Origin of the sequence: [Clostridium] symbiosum, assembly GCA_036419695.1 — a bacterium.
In the GTDB taxonomy this organism is placed as follows: Bacteria; Bacillota; Clostridia; order Lachnospirales; family Lachnospiraceae; genus Otoolea; species Otoolea symbiosa_A.
Window position 1 is genome coordinate 993,760 of the sequence record CP143946.1, and the last position, 23,562, is coordinate 1,017,321.

Below are 23,562 nucleotides of genomic sequence, written 5' to 3' on the forward strand. Positions count from 1 at the left end.
AGCGGTAAAGCCGGAGGAAGTGGTTCCTCCGGCTTTGTAAATGAGACTCCCGCTTTTTCATACTCCTACTTATAAAGCTTATCATAATAATGGCAGTACAGCGCCGCCACAGGATTATGCGCCAGAACACGGTCTTTTGCAATCAGAGTTGTGACCGGAGCTTCGGAGTGCTTATTGAACAGGGCATCATGGCCGACGCATAAGCCGATGACAATATTCAAATCAGTGCCTGCCCGGTTCAGATAGCGGGCCTGCAGAACGGGATTGCACATAGGCTCAAACTGGTTCGGATGAATCTTATCTTCCTCGGCAAGGCCCATCTCCTTCTTATCGCGGCTGCCCACCTTACAGATTACGCTCACATAATCAATTCCGTTTTTCTTCAGTATCCTGGCAAATGTTTTAGCCTCATTAATCAGCCCGGAGCAGGTAGCAATCCCCACGCGTTTTGCACCAATGGCCTTGATAAAGAGGACGGTCTCCTCCACCCGGGTCTTCTGGCAGTAGTAATTCCCCTCGATTTTAGCGGAAGCTCTTGCCATCCTTCCGTCGATCGTGTCGGATGCATAAAGAGAAGCAATCTCGTCCAGTTCGTCCCTGTCAGCCTGTTCGGTCAGGCAAAACGGAGGGTAACTGCCGTCTTCAGTCCCGCAGCCTAAAAGACCGCAGTCCGTGCAGGTGTGGAGCCTGGGAACCTGGTATGTATCCGCAGCCTGGGGAGCGCTCTGAGCCGGTGTCTGCGGCATGTTCTTTTTTTCTGTGTTATCCATATGTGACAGCCTCCTTTGATTTAAAGATGTCTTTTCATTCAGTATATATGGCAGGGATAGGGGTGTCAAATAATTAAATTCCTTGTCCTGTCACGTGAAAGTATTTATAATAGCAATATCAGACAAAATCCGGCAAAACCAGTCAATCCCCCAGGAAGGAACGGAGACTTACCCGTAAAGAGGAGAAAAACCGCAATGAAGAAGATAGCAGTGGTAACCAATCAAAGAAATATAGCACAGTTCTACGCGGACGAACTGAAGAACCTGTTTCAGGAGCACCTGGAAACGGAGGTTTATTCGGTGGAAGACGGTCCCGGTATCCTGATGGGAATTACGGCCGACCTGATTCTGGTTTCCACACATGGAGTCTACGATCTGGTCAAACGGTACGTGCACAACTGCGATGACATCTTTATTGCCGATATCACACTTAAAAAGCAGTCGCTGAACCAGATGAAGATGCTGCCGTCCGGAACCAAGGCGATGCTTGTAAATATTACACTGGAGATGGCGGTGGAGACGATCGGCCTGATTTATAATTCCGGGATTTCCCATGTGGAAATAGTGCCGTTTTATCCCGGAATGAAGGAGCCTCCCGCCTGCAGCCTCGCCATAACGCCGGGAGAACGGGATCTGGTTCCGCCCTGGGTTACCGATGTGATCGATCTGCAGGACCGGGTTCTGTCCACCAGGACAATTGTAAACGTTGCGACCAGGCTCAACCTGGAGTATCTGCTCCAGACTGCGGTCTTTGAGAATTACTTTCAGACACTGGCAAAGGCGGACTACGGCACGGAGCAGCTTCTGGATGAGGTCAGTTCGATGGAAAAGAAGCTGAATCTTGTGATGAAAATATTTGACGGCAGTATTATTACCCTGAACCGCAGCAGGAAGATCAATTTTATCAACAAGTCGGCCGAAAAGATTCTGAACCGCAGGCAGGAACAGATTCTGGGCTGCACACTGGAGGAGACGATTGCTCCGCTGGCGAAACTGGTGCCGAAGATTGGGGACGAGGCGTTTAAGGGGTTCCCGGAGGAAGCGGAATCGCTGAAGGATCGGATTATCACCTTTGAAGAGCAGCTTCTGTCTATCTCGGTCTATCCGCTTTCCGATCCGGAGGGAATTTCGGGCCATCTGATTCTGATTAAAAGATTCACGGATATTGAGAAAGAGCAGTATACCATCCGCCGCCAGATTGTTTCCCGCGGCTATGCGGCGAAATACACATTTGATGATATTGTTGGAAAGAGCGCCGGTATCACGATGCTGAAGGAGACGGCCAGAAAGATGGCCTATTCTGATTCCGCCGTTCTCATCTACGGCCAGAGCGGTACGGGAAAGGAGCTGTTTGCCCAGTCCATCCATAACAGTTCCAACAGGAAGGACAATCCGTTTATTGCGATTAACTGTGCTTCCATTCCGGAGAACCTGCTGGAAAGCGAGTTGTTCGGCTACAATGAAGGCGCCTTCACAGGAGCAAAAAAAGGAGGAAAGGTCGGTTACTTTGAGCTGGCCGACAAGGGAACCCTGTTTTTAGATGAAATCAGTGAGATGAATTTTGCCTTACAGACCAGGCTGCTCCGCGTGCTTCAGGAAAAAGAGATCATCAGAATCGGAGGGGACCGGGTTATTAATATCGACGTGCGCATTATCTCGGCCAGTAATAAAAACCTGAAGGAACTGGTGCGGAAAAATCAGTTCCGGCAGGATCTTTATTACCGCCTCAATGTGCTGTCACTGCAGCTCCCGCCTCTCTGTCAGCGAAGGGAAGATATCCCCATCCTGCTGGAACAGTTCCAGGAAAAATTCAAGACAAACTTTGAATTTACAAAGGAGGCAATGGATGTGATCTGCCGCGGCCGCTGGGAGGGCAATGTGCGTGAACTCAGCAATTTTGCGGAGCGACTGATGTATTTCGGAAAGCAGAAGATGGATGTCAAAGATGTGCTTCAGCTGATGGACGACGATGAAATTCAGGAAGAACCCTGCCTGAGGGATGAGGAAGAGACATTGATGAGACAGTTCCGGCGTCAGTTCGGCAGCCAGGAACGACGTTATGCCATGGTGCTCGGCGTTTTGCAGGAGGGGGAAGAACAGGGAGAAAAACTGGGACGCAAAAGTATCAGTGACCGGATGGCGCTGAAGGGACTGCGCTGTACGGAGCAGGAGGTGAGGACCATATTAAAGAATCTGTCCAATTATATGATGGTGCAGATATTCCCGGGAAGAGGCGGGACGGCCATCACCGATTTTGGGGCCAGGGCGCTGAGATATATGGAATGGGAGATTCTAGGAGAGAAAAAACGGGATGGTATGTTCCGTACTGATAGATTTACATGAATATCTGGTTAAATAAACAACCAGTACAACCTGAAAATGACGGCAAAAAAGCCCACCTTTTCTGTGCAATCGTATAAAATAACTTAAAAAAGCTGATTTTTGTTGGATTTGCGTGCTGAATTTTGTTTCTTTAAGATTTGGCACGCAAATTGCTGTTTTATAGGGTAAAGAGAAGGGAGGGAATACGATGGTCATCACCGATACGGAAATGGAGCGGCTAAACGACTGCCTGCAAAAGATTGGGAAAATTGAAATAGGAATTTTCCCCACGCCGCTGCACCGATTGTACAATCTTGAGGAGACGCTTAAGTTTGGCAAAATTTTTATTAAACGAGATGATATGACCGGATTGGGACCCGGCGGCAATAAGGTCCGCAGCCTTGAATTTATTATGAAGCAGGTGCTGGACGGACATCACGATCTTGTAATCGTTTCGGGGCCGATGCAGTCCAACCTGTGTACGCTTGCGGCCAATGCCTGTGCAAGGCTGAGAGTCGAATGCGTCATCGTCCACAATGGTGAAAAACCAGAAAAATTCTGCGGAAATGAACTGCTTAACCACTTGAGCCAGGTCAGGACGTATTACGCAGGAGCAATCAGCCGCCCCCGGAGAGACGAGTACGTATCAAACCTGTGCGAGGCATACCGTGCCCAGGGGAGAAACCCGTATGTCATTGAAAACGGAGCCACAACCGGTTTTGGGGCGCTGGGATATGTGAATGCGGCGGTGGAGCTGATGCGTCAGAATGAGGAACAGAAACTGGGAATCCGTGATTTGTTTGTACCCGGAGGCAACGGAGGAGTGGCGGCCGGACTGATCTTCGGAAACGCGCAGTTGGGATGTCCGTTCCGCATCAATGTAGTCAGTGTAGATGACGACAGAATCCTGCTGTCGGAAGGAATAGATTCGGCGCTCTCCCAGGTGGAAAAAATAACGGGATTGCCCTTTGACCGGGGTGCGGAGGAAGGTTTCATTATCCTTGATGATTACAGGGGCGGCGGCTGGGGAAGCAATACGCCCGAGAGCTCCGGAATGGTGTTACAATTCCCGGCGGAGGAGGGCCTGTATCTTGAAAATGTCTATAACAGCAAGGTGATGGCAGGCATGGTTGACCGGATTCGAAAAGGGAAGACGGAGGGCAATGTATGCTTCCTGCATACGGGAGGGTTTGGCTCGCTGTTTGCCCAGTTTGAAGAATAAACAGAATGTGAGGAGTAACGAAAAACACACAGGAGAAAGAGAGGGAGATTATGAAGAAAAATTTTGTTAAGAAAAGCCTGATGAAAAAAAGCTTTGTATTGATTACGGCAGCCGCTTTAATTTTGACGGGCTGCGGTTCCGGGAAAACGGGCACCGCTCCTGAAAAAAGCGCACCGGCAGAATCGGGAGGAAATGCAGGAGCTGCTGATTCCGGCGCAAAAGGCTCCGAACTGAAAGACACGCTGTCCGTGGCCATCAGGGACGAACCGGCCAGCCTGGATCCGCACCTGAACACCCAGCTTGTTTCCGAGGCGGTGCGCCGTGAAATATACGATTTCCTGGTGGTAAAGGATGAGGACGGAAATCTGGTTCCCTCCGTAGCCACAAGCTGGGAAAACGTGGACGACACCACGATCCGCTTTACGCTTCGTGACGATGTAATCTTTCATAACGGAGAGAAAATGACGGCTGAGGACGTGCGTTACACACTGGTGCGCGCCAGCGAAAAATCGGGAAGCGCTCCACTGTTTCAGTCCATTGATACGGAAAATACAAAGGTCATTGATGATGTGACCTTAGAACTGAAGCTGAAAGAGCCGATGGCTCCCATTTTTAACTTCTTGTCCGCGCCGGAAGGCGGAATTCTCTGCAAGAAAGCTGTCGAGGAGATGGGCGACGATGAGTTCGGCCGCAATCCTGTAGGTTCCGGCCCTCTGAAAATGAAAAACTGGACCACGGGAACCAGTATCGAACTGGAACGCAACGAAGATTACTGGGGAGAGAAGCCAACGTATCAGACACTTCTCATCAAATTTATCGCAGAACCGGCCAACCGGACGATTGAGCTGGAAACGGGCGGAGTTGACCTGATCTATGATGTTTCCACAAACGATATTGACAGAATCAAAGAGAACCAGGAACTGCGCCTTGTCAGCGGAACCGGCCTGAAACACACCTACATCAGTATCAGCATGGAAGATCCGGTGATGAAAGACATCCGTGTGCGCCAGGCTCTGGCCTGCGCACTGGATATGGACTCGATTGTAGACGCCGTATTTACAGGCACTGCAAAAACTTCGGATTCCGTTATGTCACCCAATATTTTTGGTTATGTATCGATGGGAATCAACCCCTATGACCCGGAACAGGCAAAAGAGCTTCTGAAAGAAGCCGGTTACGAAAACGGCCTGGACATTACGGTAAAAGGATATGATAATACACAGTTTGTGGATATTCTGGAAATTGCCCAGAATATGTGGAAGGCAGTGGGCGTGAATGCCAAAGTGGATATCATGGAATATGCATCCTTTGCAGAGCAGGAAGCAGCCGGTGAAGTACAGCTTGGAATCTCCGCATTTACAGCCAGCTCCGGCGACCCGGATCAGGCATTGGGACTCTGGAAGAGCGGCTACGGCGGCGTTTTACAGGGAAATGACGATAAGATCGACGCATATCTGGATGAAGGCCGCACGATTTACGATGAGACCGAACGCGCCGCATTATACAAAGAAGCACAGAAATATATGTGGGATACACATTATATGATCCCGATCGCATTCTCCGATGTTGTCTATGCGACTACCGCAAAAGTGGAAAATCTGGAATGCAGCCCGGGAAATACGCCGAATCTGGCCAAGGTTATTGTATATGAATAATGAAATGACATAGTGATATGCTGCCATGCAGAAAACGGAAAACGCGGCTGTATGGCAACTGCAAAGTGAGGTGAAATACGTTGTATCGTTATATAGTCAGGCGTTTACTTATGATGCTGCCGGTTTTGCTTGGCATCTCTTTTGTCATTTTTACAATGATGTATTTCACACCGGGCGATCCGGCGAGAATGCTGCTGGGAGAGCGCGCGGAGGAAGCCGTTGTGGAGGAGCTGCGGGAGGAAATGGGATTGAATGAACCGTTTCTCGTCCGATATGGAAAGTACATTAAAGGAATCGTCACGGAGGGAGATCTGGGGATTTCCTATTCCACCAAGCGCCCGGTTCTGGAAGAAATTCTCGACCGTTTCCCGACAACGCTTTTGCTGGCGACGCTGAGTATCACTCTTGCGCTGATTATCGGAATTGTGGCAGGCGTGATCGCGGCGACCAAACAGTATTCCATATTCGACAATCTGGCTACGGGGCTGTCGCTGCTGGGCGTATCGATGCCGACATTCTGGCAGGGATTAATGTTGATTATCGTATTTGCCGTCTGGCTCCGGGTCCTGCCTGCATCCGGTTTTTCCGGTCCGCGCTACTGGGTTCTGCCTGTGCTGGCCATCGGACCCAGTACCGCATCCACAATTATGAGGATGACGCGTTCCAGTATGCTGGAAGTCCTGCGCCAGGATTATATCCGTACGGCCAGGGCCAAAGGACAGACGGAGCGGGTTGTAATCGTAAAACATGCGCTTAAGAATGCATTGATTCCCATTATCACCGTAGCCGGACTGTCCTTCGGCGGCCTGCTTGGCGGGGCCGTTATGGCGGAGACGATTTTTTCGATTCCGGGACTGGGGAAAATGATGGTGGATGCGATCAATGCCCGGAACTATCCGGTGGTGCAGGGCGGAGTCCTGTTCGTAGCCATTGTGGTCAGCCTGGTCAATCTTGTCGTCGATCTTTTATACGCTTTTATTGATCCGAGGATAAAATCACAGTATAAGGCGCAGAAACGGAGAAAAGAAAGCACACAGACCGTGAGCCGCGAAGCGGTGCAGACAGTGAATCGGGAAACAGATAAAAAATAGGGGGTGGCTTTGTGTTGGCAGCAGATGTAAAAAAGAACGGAACCGGGGCAGGGAAGCGGCAGAGCCAGCTGAAAGGAATCTGGCGCAGGATGAAAAGGAATAAGGCGGCCATGCTGGGCCTGATTGTCATTATTCTTCTGATTATCTGTGCCGTTCTGGCGCCCCTTATCGCACCGTACGGATATGATGATCAGCTACTGAGCCGGAGATTTATATTTCCGTGCCGGGAGTTTCCATTCGGAACCGATAACCTGGGCCGTGATATACTGAGCCGTGTGATTTACGGAAGCCGTATTTCGCTGGCGGTAGGTCTTGTATCCGTGAGCATTTCCGTTGTATTCGGAACAATCCTCGGATCCATTGCGGGATATTACGGCAATGTGCTGGACAATGTGATCATGCGGGCCATTGATATTGTCCTTTCGATTCCCAGCATCTTACTGGCGATCTCCATCGCGGCCATGCTCGGGCAGGGACTGTTTAATCTGATGATAGCCATCGGAGTCAGTGAAATACCGCGGTACGCCAGAGTGGTGCGCGCACAGATACTGTCGGTCAAGGATCAGGAATTTGTGGAGGCGGCCCGGGCGGTTGGAGCCAGTGATTTCCACATTATTTTATTCCATATTCTGCCCAACTGCCTGGCGCCGATGATCGTACAGGCAACCATTGGAGTGGCAACGGCCATTCTGGATGCGGCGGGCTTAAGCTTTATCGGCCTTGGAATTCAGCCGCCGATACCGGACTGGGGCGGCATGCTTTCGGCAGGGCGTCAGTACATCCGGGATTACTGGTATATTGTTACATTCCCGGGTCTGATGATTATGATGACGATTTATTCGCTGAATCTCTTTGGTGACGGCCTGCGGGATGCGCTGGATCCACGTTTAAAGAATTAGGAGGGCGGCATCATGGCAGAAGATTTATTGAAGGTCAGTGATTTGACCATATATTACGAAACGGATGAGAACGTTGTAAAGGCGGTCAATCGTGTTTCGTTCAGTCTGAAAAAGGGTGAGACGCTGGGACTGGTAGGTGAGACCGGAGCCGGAAAGACGACGACGGCCCTGGGAATTATGGGGCTGATTCCGGATCCTCCCGGAAGAATTGTAAGCGGGGAAATTGAGTTTGAGGGAGAAAATCTTCTGAAGAAGTCATCCAGGGAAATGAGGAAAATCAGAGGCCATAAGATCTCGATGATTTTCCAGGACCCGATGACGGCGCTGAACCCGGTGCTTACGGTCGGAGACCAGATTACCGAGGTGATCCGCCTGCACGAAAAGATTTCACCGGAGCAGGCCCAGAAAAAGGCAATGGATATGCTGGAACTGGTAGGAATCAGAGCTGACCGTTTTGCCGAATATCCGCATCAGTTTTCGGGCGGCATGAAACAGAGGGTGGTGATAGCCATTGCGCTGGCCTGCAATCCGGAGCTTTTAGTGGCCGATGAGCCGACGACGGCTCTGGATGTGACGATCCAGGCGCAGGTGCTGGAACTGATGACCAGGTTAAAACAGCAGTTTGACACGTCCATGATTCTGATCACCCACGATCTGGGCGTTGTAGCGGAAGTGTGCGACAGAGTGGCGATTATGTATGCGGGAGAAATCGTCGAGTGCGGGACTCTCCGGCAGATTTACCGAAATACTAAACATCCCTATACCAGGGGGCTTTTTAACTCGCTTCCCAATCTGAAAGACAAGGTGAAGCGGCTGAAACCAATCAAGGGCCTGATGCCGGATCCGTCGAATCTTCCGGCCGGATGCAGTTTTGCAGACCGCTGCGATATGAAGACGGATGCATGTGAGCAGTCCGATCCCGGAATATGTGAAGTAGAGCCGGGCCATTTTGTAAAATGCAGGCTGTACCTGGAGGGAAAGGAGGCCGGCTTTTGATGGATGTGCTGCTGGAAGTAAGAGAACTTAAAAAGTATTTTAAAACACCGAAGGGGATGCTGCACGCAGTGGACGGAATCAGCTTCCGCCTGGAACGGGGGCAGACGTTGGGCGTCGTTGGGGAGAGCGGATGCGGTAAATCCACGCTTGGAAGAACCATCCTTCATCTGCTGGATAATACCGGCGGACAGATTTTCTTCAATGGAAATGATATCACCAATATTACAAAGAAACAGTTTAAAGATCTGCGCCGGAATATGCAGATTGTGTTCCAGGATCCCTTTTCATCCCTCAATCCCAGGATGACGGTCAGCCGGATTATCTCCGAACCGCTGACCATCTACAAGACGTTTCCGACAAAAGAGGAGACGGACAGGAAGGTGGAGGAGCTGATGGACATCGTCGGCCTTTCCAGACGGCTTGCGGATTCCTATCCCCATGAGCTGGATGGAGGGCGCCGCCAGAGAATCGGAATTGCCAGGGCGCTGGCCCTCAACCCGGAATTCATTGTCTGTGATGAACCCGTTTCCTCGCTGGATGTTTCGATTCAGGCACAGATCCTGAACCTGATGCAGGATTTGCAGGAGGAACGGAAACTGACATACCTCTTTATCACCCACGATTTGTCGGTAGTGAAACATATTTCAAACCACATTCTGGTGATGTATCTGGGAAATATGGTGGAGTATGCCGACACGGATGAACTCTTCGAGCGGCAGATGCACCCGTATACAAAGGCGCTTCTGGCGGCGGTTCCCATCCCCGATGTGGATGCGAAGAACGAGCGTGTGCTGCTGAAGGGGGAGATTTCCTCGCCCATTGATCCGCGTCCCGGGTGCCGGTTTGCGCCCAGATGCGAGTTTACGGATGAAAGATGCTTTTGCGAGACGCCAAAGATGCAGGAGCCGGTTCCAGGCCATTATGTGCTCTGCCACAGGCCGCTTGTGTAGAAACTGTGTTATGGAACCATATAATATTTGTTTACAGAACGACCGCTGTACCGGTAAAAGCAATTGACCGGGCAGCGGCTTTTTTGTTGGGTGGCATACTGTCCGGGGAGCCAATTTGTGAGTGAAGCACAAGTGCAGTGTAATAGTGTGATTCGCAGTGGAAAATGCGGTACCGGCTTCTTGACAGATTTCGGTAAAAATGATAAAATAAATATTATCATTTTTACTAATTTAAAATAAATTTTAATATTTATTTTGTATTTTCGAATAACAATATTATATCAATCAAGCAGAAACTATGTCAATCAAGCAGAAACTATGTCAATTAAGCAGAAACTATATCAATCAAACAGCAATGAAAGGAGTTAAATACCATGTTTGGAATCGAAGAAATCCAGGCGGCGAGGGAGCGTCTTGCTCCCTATATTTACCAAACGCCGGTGATTCATCTGCAGAATCTGGATGAAACACTGGGATGCCAGGTATATATCAAGCCGGAGTGCATGCAGCGCACGAACTCATTCAAAATCAGGGGCGCCCTGAATAAGATGCTGGCGCTGCCGAAGGAGGAGCTTAAAAACGGAGTGGTAGCCGCATCCTCGGGAAACCACGGTAAGGGGGTGGCGTTTGCGGCAAAACTTCTTGGAGTGAAGGCAACCATCGTCATACCGGACAATGCGCCGCAGGTGAAGGTTGACGGAATCAGGAATCTGGGGGCCGAGGTGGTCCAGTGCAAACTGAGCGAACGCCATGTCATCGCCGGACAGCTCAGCGAAAAGTACGGTTATACGATCATCCATCCCTATGATGATTACCAGATTATTGCAGGCCAGGGAACCCTGGGACTTGAGATTGCCGAGCAGCTTCCCGACACCGGTTACGTGGTGGTGCCAATCGGAGGCGGAGGCCTGATTGGGGGCGTGAGCACCGCGGTTAAGTCAACGATTCCGGGAGCCAAAGTAATCGGCGCAGAGCCTGCCGTCCTCCGCAGATATGCGAAAAGCGTGGAAGCGGGAGAGCGGGTAAACCTGGAAGAGCAGAAATCGGTTGCCGATGCGCTGCTGACCCAGAAACCGGGTGAGAGGAATTATCCGATTGTCACTGCCAATGTAGAGGGGTTTGTGGGAGTAAAAGACGAGTTCATGTTAAAGGCGATGAAGCTTCTCCTCATGGAAGGGAAAATTCTGGCCGAGCCGTCCTCCTGTATTGGAATTGGCGCGGCACTCCAGGGAGAACTAAAAAAATGGGATGTGAAAGAGTCGGACAAGGTCTGCTTTGTTGTTTCCGGCGGCAATGTCGGCCTGGATCAGATAGAGAAGCTTGAATCAATCTGCTGAGTACTTATAAGAAGGAGGAAAATCAAAATGAAACAGGTATTTAATGAAAACAGCCCATCGGGACACTACACACCGGGAATGATCAGTAACGGAACACTTTACATATCGGGTCAGACATCCGCCGATCCGGCGACGGGACTTCCGGCGGAAGGCGGTATCGAGGCAGAGACAAGGATGGCGCTCGAAAAGATGGAGAGCGTGCTGAATGCGGCCGGATGTACAAAAGAAGACGTGGTAATGTGCCGTATTTATGTCAGTTCCATGGATTACTGGGGTGACGTAAACAAGGTTTACGGTGAATTTTTCGGAGCGCACAAACCGGCCAGAATTGTGCTTCCGGTTGGAAGACTGAACAAAGGCTGCCTTCTGGAACTGGAGGCTACCGCAGAAGTGAAGACGGAGTAGAGCGGTGCAGCTTGAAGAAATTGCCGGGACGGTAAAACTGTCCAAAAAAGAACAGCTTGTTTTTGATTATCTTCTGGCCCACAGGAATGAGGCGGCTGTCATGACATCCATGGAGCTGGCCGCTGCGTCGGGGGTGGGGGACACCTCGGTAATCCGTCTGGCTAAAACACTGGGATTTGAGAATTTCAGGAGTTTCCGCCGTTTCCTTCAGGAGGACGCCCTGACGGTAAAACAGGCCATCAGCCGTTCCAGACTTCCGTATGAGAAGATTAAGAACGCCGACCGTCTCACGCCGGAGGAGATTCCCGACGCGGTCAGGAGGCAGCACGCCAGCCGGGCCGCCTGCGATCAGGTGGAGAACGGGAATGAAAAGTATTTGAAAATCGCCGGTATGCTTTTAAAAGCGGAGAAGAAATATATTGCCGGATTCAGAAATACGGCCGGTCTTGCCGATTACTTTACAACGGTCCTGTCCCATATTCTGAAAGATGTCAGAAACGTCAACCGGAGGGACGGATTTGAAGATGAGGCAATGGATATGGGGGAGAAAGACGTCCTGATCCTGTTCAGCCTCCCGCGCTATTCGGGCCATGCCCTGACGGTAGCGGAGATGGCGCACAGAGCGGGCTGTCCGGTGATCGTATTTACGGACAGCGTGACGTCCCCGGTGGCGGAGAATGCCGAAGTTACGGTCGTAAACCAGGTGGATTCGTTCAGCTTCGCCAACTCCATATCCTCACTGGCGCTTTCGATGGAAATCATCGTGACGCTGACGGGGAAGATGAGTGGGGAAGAAGGCCGGAAGCGGCTGGAAAAACTGGATGAATATATGACAAAGACGGGATTGTATTAAAAATCCGCAGTGGAAAAAAACATAACAAAAAGGACTGCATGCAATGGCAGTCCTTTTTGTTATTATTTCGCCTTCTCAATATTTGTAACTACACAGTCACTGTCATGGTCGGCCGGATCTCCGCCTTCATAGGAGACAGTAATTCTATCACCTTCCTTGAAACCGGCCAGGGTACTTTCATCATCGATGTTGAATGCATAGGCTTCTTTGTCTTCATCGGAAATGATAAGGAACATAAAACCTTTATTTTCTTCCAGCGTACCGGTCATCTGTCCGCTTTCTTTGGAATCGGATGAGGTGGTCGTATCATCCGTTTCATTTTCCTCAACCGCTTCCGTTTCTTCATTAGCCGTAGATGCGGCTGCCGTTTCGGCAGACGTGGTTACCGGCGGCTTAGAAATTTCGTTTTTTTTACCCCCACATGCGGTTGCGGTTGCCATAACGGCAACGGCCAGTAGGGATAAAATAATTAATTTACTTTTCTTCATAGATAATTTCCTCCTCTTGTGTTATTCAGAGATTAGACGGGCGGGGAGGGGAAAAAGTTTCAGGGAAAAAAATTAATTGAGATGTGAAGACGCCTCTGGAAGACGGCGGACGGGGGAGTGGGAGGGTGGTTATGAGTCTTCAGTCCCGGTTGTAGGGTGTGGTGAGGGGGAATCCAGGAGAAAAAATTCCTACGGGGACTCGCTCCCGCTTGTGGACTGCGCAGCGGATGCTAGCTTCGTGAGAAACCTCAGCAAGCACCGGCGGATTCCAAGGTCCCCTTCGGAAAGTTTTCTCCTTCCTTCCCCGGGCAGGTGGTTGGCGGGACTGAAGACTCAGGGAAGGTGATTGCCCCGTCCGCCGGCTTCAGGGGCTGATTGTCTCTTTCGCCAAGTGCGGCGGTGGTATTGTTGTGGCTCCGATTATCAGACAGATTCCTCATGATGGTTTCTTTGTTGAGTATGACGACGAACGCTCCGGTTCTTTTGAGCCATAACGATATTAAGAGAAGATACTTGGAGGCGAAAGCTGTTGTAGGTGACAACATTGCCTTGTCTCCGCATTCGCGAACTTTTCACTGCCACTCAATAAAAAAGTGCCCTGACGGCAAACCACAGCAGGAATGACTGTGATTTACCGACGGGGTACCTTTTTTTAATGCTCTTTTAATTCTACAGGTTCTTATATACTTCTTCTAAAACTGCAATATCGCCGCTTTTCACAGCAGGCAGGAGCTGTTTTATCTGCTCATAGGGCAAATCCCACCATCTGAGTTCTTCCAATTTCAATATCGTATCCTGGCCATAGCGCTTCCTGATTGGCTTTGCAGGCAGCCCTCCTACAATGGTATACGGCTCGACATCCTTTGTGACAACGGCCCTGGTTCCGATAATCGCTCCGTTGCCGATACGGACGCCGGACATGATCACGGCCTCGTATCCAATCCAGACGTCATTGCCGATTATAATATCACCTTTATTATCCCAGGATGTCCGGACCTCTGAAATAGGGGTATCCCATTCTTCATAGAACAGAGGAAACGGATAGGTTGAAAGGGAAGCCATCGTATGATTGGCGCTCGTAAAAATGAATTTGGCTCCGCAGGCAATGGAACAAAATTTTCCGATTATCAGGCGATCCTGATTAATGGGATAGTGATAGAGTACGTTATTCTTTTCAAAATCAACCGGGTCATTTACAAAATCATTGTACATCGTATATGCGCCGACCGATATGCCAGGTTTATTGACAACAGCGTCTAAATAAACGGTCTGCCTGTCACCTGAGCGTGGATATATTTTCTTTGCCGGAATAGACATCATTCATCCTCCTGAATCTGATTATTGTGTTTACGGGTGCTATTCCGGCAGCTGCAATGCATCGTTTCACCTGTGTATCACCGACCTTTTCCATATGATTCAGTTCATATTATTCTGGTAATATTATACCATATTCACTTCGTGAATACGGTGTCTCCGACGGAATTCAGCGCCCGATTTTCTGCCCTGATATGTTCTTCTAACATCGCACACAGCTTTGGAATCTGGGATTCAAATTCTACGGCGTACCAGCGGGCATTCTCAGCGGTGCTGGTGGCTTCAATACACGTAACGACAAAATCAGCCGCCAGGGAGAGGGCGCTTCCAAGGCTCAGGCCGCGCATCAGTCCCCCGAGAACCGTGGAGGAATATAAATCACCGGTGCCGTGATAGCTCTGCGGGCAGTGACGGGTGAAATAGGAGAAGGAGCTGCCGCCCTGATCAAGGTATACGACTCCCAGTTTCCCCTCCTCGAAGCTGACTCCGGTCAGGACCGCGGTTTTGCAGCCCAGAGCCAGCAGTTTCTCCAGGAGTTCCCGGATATAAGCTTCGTCGTAAGAGGTTTTATAAGGCATGCCGGTAAGCAGGCAGGCCTCTGTTATGTTCGGCATAATTACGTCCGCTTTGGCGCAGACCTTTGCCATTTCCGCCGGAAAGCCGCTGTCAAAGGCCGGATAGAGCAGACCATTGTCGGCCATGGCCGGATCGACCAGTACGAGGTTTCCGGGAGTGGTAAAACGGTCAAAAAAGTCACATACCTGGGCACTCTGTTCGGCTGAGGCAAGATAGCCCGTGTAGATGGCGTCGAAAGTAATTTCTTCCCGTTCCCATGCATCTGCGATAGGAGCGATCTGATCCGATAAATCCTTGCATGTAAATGTATGGAACATTGTATGGGTGGATAAAACCGCAGTTGGCAGTATTCCGCATTCCACACCCATGGCCGATATAACCGGCAGGGCCACCGTGATGGAACAGCGTCCGACACAGGATATATCCTGAAGAGTAACGATTCTTTTCATTGGCTGACCTCCTGATTTTATTCTTTTTTCTTTGATGCTCTTAAACGCACTATAACAAAAACTGGACTGATTTAGAATAACCAGAATTGTGAAAAATAATCGGGTCAGTTTTTGGCTTGTCATATTTTCCCCGCCTGCACATATATTGAGGTAAAAGGAGGCGGACAGGATGGAGAGCAAAGACAGGCTGTTTCAGATTTTTTCAAAAAAACTCAGGGGAGTGCTGGGAACGCTTAATGTGGAGCCGGAGGGTATAGAGGAAATCCGCATGCGGATCGGCGCTCCGCTTTTTATCATTTACAGGAACAACGAATATACGGTAGATGAGGCGGGGAGACTTGGCGGACTTTCAGGGAGCGGGGAAAAAGAGGATAGTAAAGGCTGCTTTTACGTGTCTAAGGAAGATGTGGAGGAAACACTCCAATGTGCGGTCCGTTATTCCCTGTATGCGTATGAGGAGGAGCTGAAACAGGGATTTATCACGGTGTCCGGAGGCCACAGAATCGGGGTGGCGGGCCGGGTGATCCTGGAAAAGGGCAGCGTGAAAACCATACAGCCCGTCACGTTCCTGAATATCCGTTTTTCCCATCAGGTTAAGGGGTGTGCGGATCATGTACTTTCGTATCTTTATGACCGGACGAACGGAGACTTTTTACATACCCTGCTTATCTCTCCTCCCAGGTGTGGGAAAACGACGCTGCTGCGCGATATCGTCCGCCAGATTTCCAATGGGAAAAACGGCAAGACAGTGGGAGTGGTCGACGAGAGGTCGGAGATTGGGGCCTGTTTTCAGGGCATTCCCCAGAATGATGTGGGACAGCGCACGGATATCCTGGACTGTTGTCCGAAGGCGGCGGGGATGATGATGTTAATCCGGTCCATGGCTCCCGACGTGGTGGCGGTGGACGAGATTGGAGGAGAGCAGGACCTGGAGGCCATGCGTTATGTGATGAACTGCGGCTGCCGGATTCTTGCCACAATCCATGGAACATCGATGGAGGATATCAGGAAAAAACCGGGACTCAGCCGGTTTATTGAGGAGTCGGTCTTTGACCGGTATGTAATTCTGGGGAACCGAAACGGACCGGGAACAATCCGGGAAATCTGCGATGGAAACGGGAGGAATCTTTTATGTGGATGAAAACGGCGGGACTGATACTGGTGATAGCCTCCTGTACGGGAATCGGAGCCGAGGCGGTGCACAGGCTGAGGGAGCGGCTAAGGCTTTTAGAGACGCTGCGGCGGATGGCATCCCACATGAAGGGGGAAATCCTGTATGCCAATGTCCCGCTGGCCGAGGCATTGTTCAGAACGGGAAAACGCAATCCCGGACCGGCAGGAAAGATGTTTATCGAGGTGGCCGAAACACTGGAACAGGAGTCGGGCGAGAGCTTTGAGACGGTCTGGAAAGAGAAGGCCGGGAGGTTTGCCGCCGAAAGTGCTTTAAATAAGAAGGAACAGGAACAGCTCCAGCGGTTTGGCGAGAGTCTGGGATATCTGGACCGCGACATGCAGGAAAAGGCAATTCTATTCTATCTGGAGGATTTGGAGCATTCCATAGAGAAGTTACGGAAGGAAGAACCGGAAAAGAGCCGGCTGTTCTTTGGAATGGGAATACTGTCGGGACTGTTTCTTGTCGTAATACTAATTTGATGGAATAAAAAATGGAAAGCTGAGAGTGCGGGAACGGCACGAGTTAATAGATGCAGGAGGATTTTTCATATGGGGGTAAGTTTGATTTTCAGGATTGCGGCAGTGGGAATTCTGGTGTCAGTCATCTGCCAGATACTCAAACACAGCGGCAGGGAAGAACAGGCCTTTCTCACCAGCCTGGCGGGACTGGTGCTGGTGTTGTTCTGGATGATACCGTACATATACCAGCTTTTTGAGACGATGAAAGAGCTGTTTGCATTGTAACAGAGGGGCAGGAAGGAGGCGGGTTCATGTCTATCATTACGGCGTCCGTGCTGGGACTTGCCGCCGTGCTTCTGGCGGTGCAGTTTAAAAGTAAGGGCGGAGAGTATGGAACGTATCTGATTATGGCGGCCGGATTAATCCTGTTTTTCTATGGGACAGGCAAGATGAAAATTATCATCGACACGGCTCACCAGATTCAGGGCTATATCAATATTAACAGCGTATATCTGACCACACTTCTTAAAATGGCGGGAATTACATATATTGCCGAATTTGCCTCCGGTATCTGTAAAGACGCCGGGTACGGCGCCATCGGGACGCAGATAGAGATATTTGCAAAACTGTCCATTCTGGCCGTCAGTATGCCGGTGCTGCTGGCGCTTCTGGAGACACTTCAGGGTTTTTTGGCCTGAGGCGGCGGAATGAAAAGGGAAGGCTGGTGGATGTGCTTCATATGAGAGACGGGATAAGAATGCGGTCATTAAAACGTATCATGAAACAGTTGAAAATTCAGTTAAAAGAAGTGGTGAGAACGGGAAAATGCGGCGCCGTTCTGTTCCTGCTTGCGGCTGCAATGGTATTTCCGGGATTCTGCTTCCGGGCCGAGGCGGCGGAAACGCCGGGGCAGAAAGGCGGCGGAGGCTATGAGGCGGACGGCGGCTATGGAACGAATGGAGGCTATGAAGCAGGCGGCGGTTACGAGGCGGAGACCGGAAATCTTCTGGATGATTTTGATCTGGCTAAAATAGAAAACTTTATGAGTGAGGAGAGCGGAAACGGGACGTTTTCTTTCACATTTAAAGAATTGATTTTGGAGCTGATGAAGGGGAATTTTTCCGGAGTTTTTCACGAGTGTCTGCTTTCGTTGCGGGACAGCCTTTTTGGGGAGATAGCAAAAAACGGGAAGTGGATGGGACAGGTCCTGATCCTGGGACTGACCGGGGCGATATTTGCCAATTTTTCAAGTATCTTTTCCAACAGCCAGATTGCGGAGACGGGATTTTATGTAACCTATCTTCTGATGTTTACATTCTTAGCATCGAGTTTCCTGACCGGGATTGCCATCACGAAGGAGATTCTGTCCCATATCATTGAATTTATGCGGGCCCTGGTCCCAACCTATTTTCTCGCGGTCTCCTTCTCGGGAGGGAGCCTGACCTCGGCAGCGGGCTATGGATGGATGCTCTTTTCCATCAGCGCTGTGGAATGGCTTGTTTTAAGGCTCCTGCTTCCAGTCCTGCGGATTTATATTCTTTTTGTTCTGGCGGGGCATATGGTGAAAGAGGACATCTTCTCCAGAATGACCGAACTGCTGGACAGTTCCATCCGCTGGGGACTCAAAACCATGACGGGAGTGATACTGGGGTTTCATTTACTGCAGAATCTGGTTACCCCTTATGCCGATTCACTCAAAAATACGTCGCTTCAGCGTTTTGTCAGCGTCATACCGGGGCTGGGGCAGGGGGCGGCGGCAGTCTCCCAGATGATGATGGGAGCCGGGGTGCTGATTAAAAACAGCATCGGAGCCGGGGCGGTTATCATTCTCATCTTGATATCCGTCATCCCGTTATTAAAGCTTGTGATTCTCTGCCTGTTTTATCAGGGAGCTGCAGCGCTTTTGCAGCCGGTCTGCGATAAGAGGATGGTGGCGTGCATCAGCGAGGTGGGAAACGGCTGCCGCCTTCTGCTTTCCATGGCGGCGACGGCGCTCCTGCTTTTCAGTGTCTCGCTGGCAATTGTGTGTACGGCTGCCAATGCCACCTATTTTGCAGGTTAAGGAGGGAGAGAATGGACGGAATTTATGCCTGGGTCAGGAATATTGTATATTATCTGATATTCATGACCATCATTACAAATCTTCTTCCGGCAGGAAAGTATGAAAAGTATCTCAGGCTCTTTGCGGGCTGTATCCTGATTCTTCTGGTGATGAAGCCGCTGACCGGGAGCCTCAGGCTGGAGGAAAAAATCAATGCGATTTTCCGCTCAGTTTCCTTTGAAAATGAGGCCGGGGAACTGAAGGGTGAATTGGATGGGATGGAGCAGAAGAGGCTTGACCGCCTGATTGGAAGTTATGAAGCATCGGCTGAGGAGGAGTTAATCCGTATGGCCGGGGAAGAAGGGATTGAGGCGGTTGCCGCTTCTGTGGTAATAGAGGGAGACAGTAGAAATCCTGATTTTGGAAAGGTGAAAAAGATTGCCCTGAGATTAAAAAAGACGGAAGAGACGGCGGACGCTCAAGAAAATGCGGATGGAGGGCGGACGAAGACGGCCAAAGAGGACAGAATTACCCTGGAAAAAGTTGAGAAAGTATCGGTCAGGCTGGACGGCTCCGGACAGGACAGGAATGAAGAATCCTTGCGGGACAGCCGGAGCGGAGACCAGGAACAGGGGAAAAGCGATGTCGAGGCTGCGGGTAAAGTGATTGCTACAGCGCAGGAAAATGAAATGATCAGGCAGTTCAGGCGGACGATAGCCGGGTATTATCAGATGGAGGAAGAAAATGTGGAAATCGGGCTGGAAGATTAACAAAGACTGGGTGAAGGGAAAAGAAAAATGGATGCTTCTGCTGGTGTGCGGACTGATTCTGCTGATTCTGTCATTTCCGGTGGGGCCGAAAAAAGAAAAGGGGGAGGAGGCAGGTTCCCCGGCTGTTCAGGGGCAGCTGATACCGGAAAGGGGGGAGGAGGACTCCAATACACGGACCGCGGCCGGGAAAATATCGGGTACGGTGGACGACGATGAACGGAAATATGAAAAAGAGATGGAACAGCGGGTTAAAGACATCCTGAAAAACGTGGACGGAGTGGGGGAGGTAGATGTAATGCTCACCCTCAAATCCTCAAAAGAAAAGGTCCTCCATGTGGACCGTGACAAAAGCCGTTCTGCGACGGAAGAAAAGGACAGCGCCGGAGGAACGAGAAAATCACAGACCGAGGAGATTAAAGAGACGGCTCTGACCGCAGGAGCGACGGGTTCCCAGGAGCCGGTGGTAGAGAAAGAGCTGCAGCCGCAGATAGAAGGAATCATCATCAGCGCCCAGGGAGGCGGAAGCCCTCAGGTGAAAGCGGAAATTTCCGAGGCAATGGAAGCTTTATTCGGCCTGCCTGCGCATAAAATAAAGGTGTTAAAACGGGTGGGACATTTGCAGAATCAGTGAGACAGGATGAAAGATACTCAAAATGTAGACAAAATACTACAGACAGGCATAAAACGGCATCGCCGTCATAAAATAAAAGTATTAAAGCGGGTGGAATAAAGGAGCATAATATTATGAAGATGAAAAGAATCTTTAGGAGAAACCAGATAATCATTACCACACTTGCCATTATGATCGCAGCAGCAGGATACCTGAACTACTCCGGTAAAAAGGAAGTGGCGGGCGGAGAAGTCTACGAGGCCGGAGTTACAGAGATTTCTGATGAGGATATATTGGCAGAGAACCAGGCTGTTTCAGGCGGAGCCGCCGGCCAGACTGCGGAAAATGTCTCATCGGGTAATGCAACGGGCGAAGACGGCCAGTACCAGGAGATAGCAAGCCTCGATGATCCGGACGAGGGAGGAAGCGCTCTGACGGGTTCCGATCAGGCAGATGGAAGTTCTTCGATTGATAACCCGGGCGAAGCAGTTCTGACCGGCGGAACAAGCGTAACAGACTACATAGCCAATGTACAGCTAAACAGAGAGCAGGTCCGTGCCAAGAGCAAAGAGACATTGATGAGCATCATCAACAATGAGAGTGTAGACGCTGCTTCCAAAGAAGCGGCAACCCAGAGCCTGATGGCCCTGTCGGCTATCGCAGAAAAAGAAAACGCCGCGGAAACCCTTCTGATGGCAAAAGGTTTTGCCGATCCGGTAGTCAGCATCACAGACGGTAAAGTAGACGTTGTTGTAAATGCAAGCAGCATCACGGATCCACAGCGTGCCCAGATTGAGGACATCGTTAAGAGAAAAACAGAAACGGGCGCTGAGAATATCGTTATTACGCTGATGAATCTTCAGGAATAAATCATCTGCCGCCGGAGATCGAAGACGTTAAGAATACCGCTATTACCGTGCTCCGGCCACAGGCCGGGGCATTTGGCATGTCAACGAAGCCGCCACTCTGTAGAATTCATGACATCCGCCATCCCGCAGAGGCGTCCCCGCACCTCAGCTGAAAATCGGACTGTTGCATAATTTGTACCATTAAGGGGAAAACTCCTTTGCAAACCACAGCCTTTTTGTTATAATGGGAATATCACGAGGATACAGGAGGTAACAAAGGTGTCGAAAGAGATTGCAGATAGAAATACACATATATTGTACGAAAAAGACAAAATTGGTGAAGTGCAGATTGCGGACGAGGTTGTTGCAATCATCGCCGGACTGGCAGCGACAGAGGTAGAGGGCGTGGATTCCATGGCCGGTAATATCACGAATGAGCTGGTAGGAAAGCTCGGCATGAAGAACCTGAGCAAGGGGGTCAAGGTTACGGTGACGGAGGAACATGTAAGTGTCGATCTGTCCCTTAATATGAAATATGGCTACAGCATCCCCGATGTCAGTGAAAAAGTGCAGGACAAAGTAAAGACTGCAATAGAGAATATGACAGGCCTTATGGTCCTGGAAGTGAATATTAAAATTGCAGGCGTTAATATGGACGAGAATAAGTAGGCGGTATCTGTTTACACGGCAGTAAAGACTCTGTAAAGAATGCCGGATTCTCAGATTATTCTTCTTTTTATTCTTGACGGCTGTGGAAACATGTGGTAAGATGAAGCCGTTAAAAGGGAGTAGTTGCAACATGTAATCAACATACCCTGGGCCGGGTTTACAGGTCCATGGTTACATGCCTGTATGAAATGTAGAGGAACAAGACTTTTAGCATATGAAAATATGCTGAAAGTCTTTTTTTATACCATAGGAAAGTGTTCCTATGATATAAAAAAGCCCTCCGCGATTTAAAACATTTTCCGGCGGATGCGCTTACATAAGAAAAATTCATAAAAGGTATGTTTTACGGATTCTGTGTGAAGAATCTAAGTGGTTGGAAGGAACTCCGCGGGTTCCCGAAAATCGCAGGCCTGACCGAGGGGTGAACGTGCAGACAACTGCTCAACAGTTAAGGAAAAGAATGCTGAGAAAGCAAATTTAAGGAGGAAAGTTCATGGATTTTTTACTGGAAGGTATTATGGCGATAACGCCCCAACAGCTTGTAATGTATGTTGTAGGAATTCTGCTTATCTGGTTGGCCGTGAAAAAAGAGTATGAGCCGGCGCTGCTTTTGCCGATGGGCTTTGGCGCTATATTAGTAAACTTACCGTTATCCGGTGTCATCGACCAGATTATGCCTGGTATTGGAGAGACACACGGTGTTATACAGTGGCTGTTCCAGACGACGATCGAGGCGTCTGAGGCGCTTCCGATTCTCTTATTCATTGGTATCGGAGCCATGATTGATTTTGGCCCGCTTTTGTCACAGCCAATTATGTTTTTATTCGGCGCGGCGGCACAGTTTGGTATTTTCTTTGCTATCTGTGTAGCAACACTGATGGGATTTGATTTAAAAGACGCTGCTTCCATCGGTATCATCGGTGCTGCAGACGGCCCGACCTCGATTCTTGTATCACAGGTTATGCGTTCCGACTATGTCGGCGCCATCGCGGTTGCGGCGTATTCCTACATGGCTCTTGTGCCGATTATCCAGCCGTTTGCCATCAGGCTCGTAACGACGAAAAAAGAACGTCAGATTCATATGACATACAGCCCGAAAGCAGTTTCCAAATCGACGAAAATTGCTTTCCCGATTATCGTAACAATTATTGTAGGCCTTATTTCACCGGCATCCGTAGCCCTGGTCGGCTTCCTGATGTTTGGTAACTTAATCAGGGAATGCGGTGTTTTACAGTCACTTTCCGACACTGCGCAGAATGAGCTCGCCAACCTTATCACGCTGCTTTTAGGTATTACAATCTCCTTCAGTATGAGGGCGGATGCCTTTGTCCGTACGGACACACTGTTAATTATGGGTATCGGACTCATTGCATTCGTTTTCGATTCCATCGGCGGCGTGCTTTTTGCTAAATTTATCAACCTTTTCCTGAAAACCAAGATCAACCCGATGATCGGCGCGGCCGGAATTTCCGCGTTCCCGATGTCGGCCAGAGTGGTTCAGAAAATGGCCTCAGAGGAAGAGAAGGGCAATATTATCCTGATGCACGCCGTTGGCGCCAACGTATCCGGACAGATTGCTTCTGTTATCGCGGGCGGACTTGTCATCAAGCTCGTCAGCCAGTATCTGTAATCAGCCAAAGCATGAAGCATGCAGAAATGAGGAGG

The 23,562-nt window shown here is 49.9% G+C and carries 24 protein-coding genes; 20 read left to right on the top strand and 4 right to left on the bottom strand.

What is annotated here, in order from left to right; all coding sequences use genetic code 11:
* Positions 1–65: 65 nt before the first annotated feature.
* Entirely contained in the window at positions 66–770 is a 705-nt protein-coding gene (locus tag V3C10_04730) for a DUF1847 domain-containing protein (protein WVP63129.1), read from the bottom strand.
* A gap of 195 nt (positions 771–965) precedes the next feature.
* Here V3C10_04730 and V3C10_04735 point away from each other — a divergent pair, with 195 nt between their 5' ends.
* The 10 genes from V3C10_04735 to V3C10_04780 all read left to right on the top strand — a co-directional run bounded on the left by V3C10_04735 (position 966) and on the right by V3C10_04780 (position 12,500).
* Entirely contained in the window at positions 966–3,113 is a 2,148-nt protein-coding gene (locus tag V3C10_04735) for a sigma 54-interacting transcriptional regulator (GenBank protein WVP63130.1), read from the top strand.
* Positions 3,114–3,300: 187 nt separating this feature from the next.
* Positions 3,301–4,314, top strand: coding sequence for a pyridoxal-phosphate dependent enzyme (locus V3C10_04740; protein WVP63131.1), 1,014 nt, complete (start codon positions 3,301–3,303; stop codon positions 4,312–4,314).
* A gap of 50 nt (positions 4,315–4,364) precedes the next feature.
* Positions 4,365–5,969, top strand: coding sequence for an ABC transporter substrate-binding protein (locus V3C10_04745; protein WVP63132.1), 1,605 nt, complete (start codon positions 4,365–4,367; stop codon positions 5,967–5,969).
* 80 nt (positions 5,970–6,049) lie between these two features.
* The gene (locus tag V3C10_04750; protein ID WVP63133.1) at positions 6,050–7,060 is read left to right on the top strand and encodes an ABC transporter permease; all 1,011 of its coding nucleotides are present in this window, start codon (positions 6,050–6,052) and stop codon (positions 7,058–7,060) included.
* Positions 7,061–7,071: 11 nt separating this feature from the next.
* The gene (locus V3C10_04755) at positions 7,072–7,959 is read left to right on the top strand and encodes an ABC transporter permease (protein WVP63134.1); all 888 of its coding nucleotides are present in this window, start codon (positions 7,072–7,074) and stop codon (positions 7,957–7,959) included.
* Positions 7,960–7,971: 12 nt separating this feature from the next.
* A complete protein-coding gene (locus V3C10_04760) occupies positions 7,972–8,955 on the top strand; it encodes an ABC transporter ATP-binding protein (GenBank protein WVP63135.1) in 984 nt (327 codons plus the stop codon).
* Positions 8,955–9,905 carry an oligopeptide/dipeptide ABC transporter ATP-binding protein gene (locus V3C10_04765; protein ID WVP64570.1) on the top strand — a complete coding sequence of 317 codons (951 nt, stop codon included), beginning with the start codon at positions 8,955–8,957 and terminating at the stop codon, positions 9,903–9,905. The genes V3C10_04760 and V3C10_04765 overlap by 1 nt, the downstream gene beginning before the upstream one ends.
* A gap of 374 nt (positions 9,906–10,279) precedes the next feature.
* Positions 10,280–11,242: a threonine/serine dehydratase gene (locus V3C10_04770; GenBank protein ID WVP63136.1), complete on the top strand. Its 963-nt coding sequence runs from the start codon at positions 10,280–10,282 to the stop codon at positions 11,240–11,242.
* Positions 11,243–11,269: 27 nt separating this feature from the next.
* Positions 11,270–11,647, top strand: a complete 378-nt coding sequence (locus V3C10_04775; GenBank protein WVP63137.1) for a RidA family protein — start codon at positions 11,270–11,272, stop codon at positions 11,645–11,647.
* 4 nt (positions 11,648–11,651) lie between these two features.
* Entirely contained in the window at positions 11,652–12,500 is an 849-nt protein-coding gene (locus tag V3C10_04780; protein WVP63138.1) for a MurR/RpiR family transcriptional regulator, read from the top strand.
* A gap of 62 nt (positions 12,501–12,562) precedes the next feature.
* On the opposite strand, the gene V3C10_04785 is transcribed toward V3C10_04780, so the two are convergent.
* The 3 genes from V3C10_04785 to V3C10_04795 form a co-directional block, all read right to left on the bottom strand.
* Positions 12,563–12,988 (bottom strand): hypothetical protein, encoded by a 426-nt coding sequence (locus V3C10_04785; protein ID WVP63139.1) that lies wholly within the window; start codon positions 12,986–12,988, stop codon positions 12,563–12,565.
* Positions 12,989–13,657: 669 nt separating this feature from the next.
* On the bottom strand, positions 13,658–14,305 hold the full coding sequence (locus V3C10_04790) for a CatB-related O-acetyltransferase (protein WVP64571.1): 648 nt from the start codon (positions 14,303–14,305) through the stop codon (positions 13,658–13,660).
* A 134-nt stretch (positions 14,306–14,439) separates the two neighbouring features.
* Positions 14,440–15,327 carry a pyridoxamine kinase gene (locus tag V3C10_04795; protein ID WVP63140.1) on the bottom strand — a complete coding sequence of 296 codons (888 nt, stop codon included), beginning with the start codon at positions 15,325–15,327 and terminating at the stop codon, positions 14,440–14,442.
* A 169-nt stretch (positions 15,328–15,496) separates the two neighbouring features.
* On the opposite strand from V3C10_04795, the gene spoIIIAA reads away from it, so the two are divergent.
* The 10 genes from spoIIIAA (at position 15,497) to V3C10_04845 (ending at position 23,527) form a co-directional block, all read left to right on the top strand.
* The gene (gene spoIIIAA, locus V3C10_04800) at positions 15,497–16,468 is read left to right on the top strand and encodes a stage III sporulation protein AA (GenBank protein WVP63141.1); all 972 of its coding nucleotides are present in this window, start codon (positions 15,497–15,499) and stop codon (positions 16,466–16,468) included.
* Positions 16,459–16,980 (top strand): stage III sporulation protein AB, encoded by a 522-nt coding sequence (locus tag V3C10_04805; GenBank protein WVP63142.1) that lies wholly within the window; start codon positions 16,459–16,461, stop codon positions 16,978–16,980. Before spoIIIAA ends, V3C10_04805 begins: the two co-directional genes overlap by 10 nt.
* 69 nt (positions 16,981–17,049) lie before the next feature.
* Positions 17,050–17,244, top strand: coding sequence for a stage III sporulation protein AC (spoIIIAC, locus tag V3C10_04810; protein WVP63143.1), 195 nt, complete (start codon positions 17,050–17,052; stop codon positions 17,242–17,244).
* A 26-nt stretch (positions 17,245–17,270) separates the two neighbouring features.
* The gene (locus tag V3C10_04815) at positions 17,271–17,657 is read left to right on the top strand and encodes a SpoIIIAC/SpoIIIAD family protein (GenBank protein ID WVP63144.1); all 387 of its coding nucleotides are present in this window, start codon (positions 17,271–17,273) and stop codon (positions 17,655–17,657) included.
* A 59-nt stretch (positions 17,658–17,716) separates the two neighbouring features.
* Positions 17,717–19,021 carry a stage III sporulation protein AE gene (locus V3C10_04820; GenBank protein WVP63145.1) on the top strand — a complete coding sequence of 435 codons (1,305 nt, stop codon included), beginning with the start codon at positions 17,717–17,719 and terminating at the stop codon, positions 19,019–19,021.
* Between the two features lie 11 nt (positions 19,022–19,032).
* Entirely contained in the window at positions 19,033–19,770 is a 738-nt protein-coding gene (locus V3C10_04825) for a stage III sporulation protein AF (protein WVP63146.1), read from the top strand.
* On the top strand, positions 19,745–20,401 hold the full coding sequence (locus V3C10_04830) for a stage III sporulation protein AG (GenBank protein WVP63147.1): 657 nt from the start codon (positions 19,745–19,747) through the stop codon (positions 20,399–20,401). Before V3C10_04825 ends, V3C10_04830 begins: the two co-directional genes overlap by 26 nt.
* Positions 20,402–20,514: 113 nt before the next feature.
* Positions 20,515–21,249 carry a SpoIIIAH-like family protein gene (locus V3C10_04835; GenBank protein WVP63148.1) on the top strand — a complete coding sequence of 245 codons (735 nt, stop codon included), beginning with the start codon at positions 20,515–20,517 and terminating at the stop codon, positions 21,247–21,249.
* A 258-nt stretch (positions 21,250–21,507) separates the two neighbouring features.
* Positions 21,508–21,897, top strand: coding sequence for an Asp23/Gls24 family envelope stress response protein (locus tag V3C10_04840; protein WVP63149.1), 390 nt, complete (start codon positions 21,508–21,510; stop codon positions 21,895–21,897).
* 493 nt (positions 21,898–22,390) lie between these two features.
* Positions 22,391–23,527, top strand: a complete 1,137-nt coding sequence (locus V3C10_04845; GenBank protein ID WVP63150.1) for a sodium ion-translocating decarboxylase subunit beta — start codon at positions 22,391–22,393, stop codon at positions 23,525–23,527.
* Positions 23,528–23,562 lie beyond the last annotated feature (35 nt).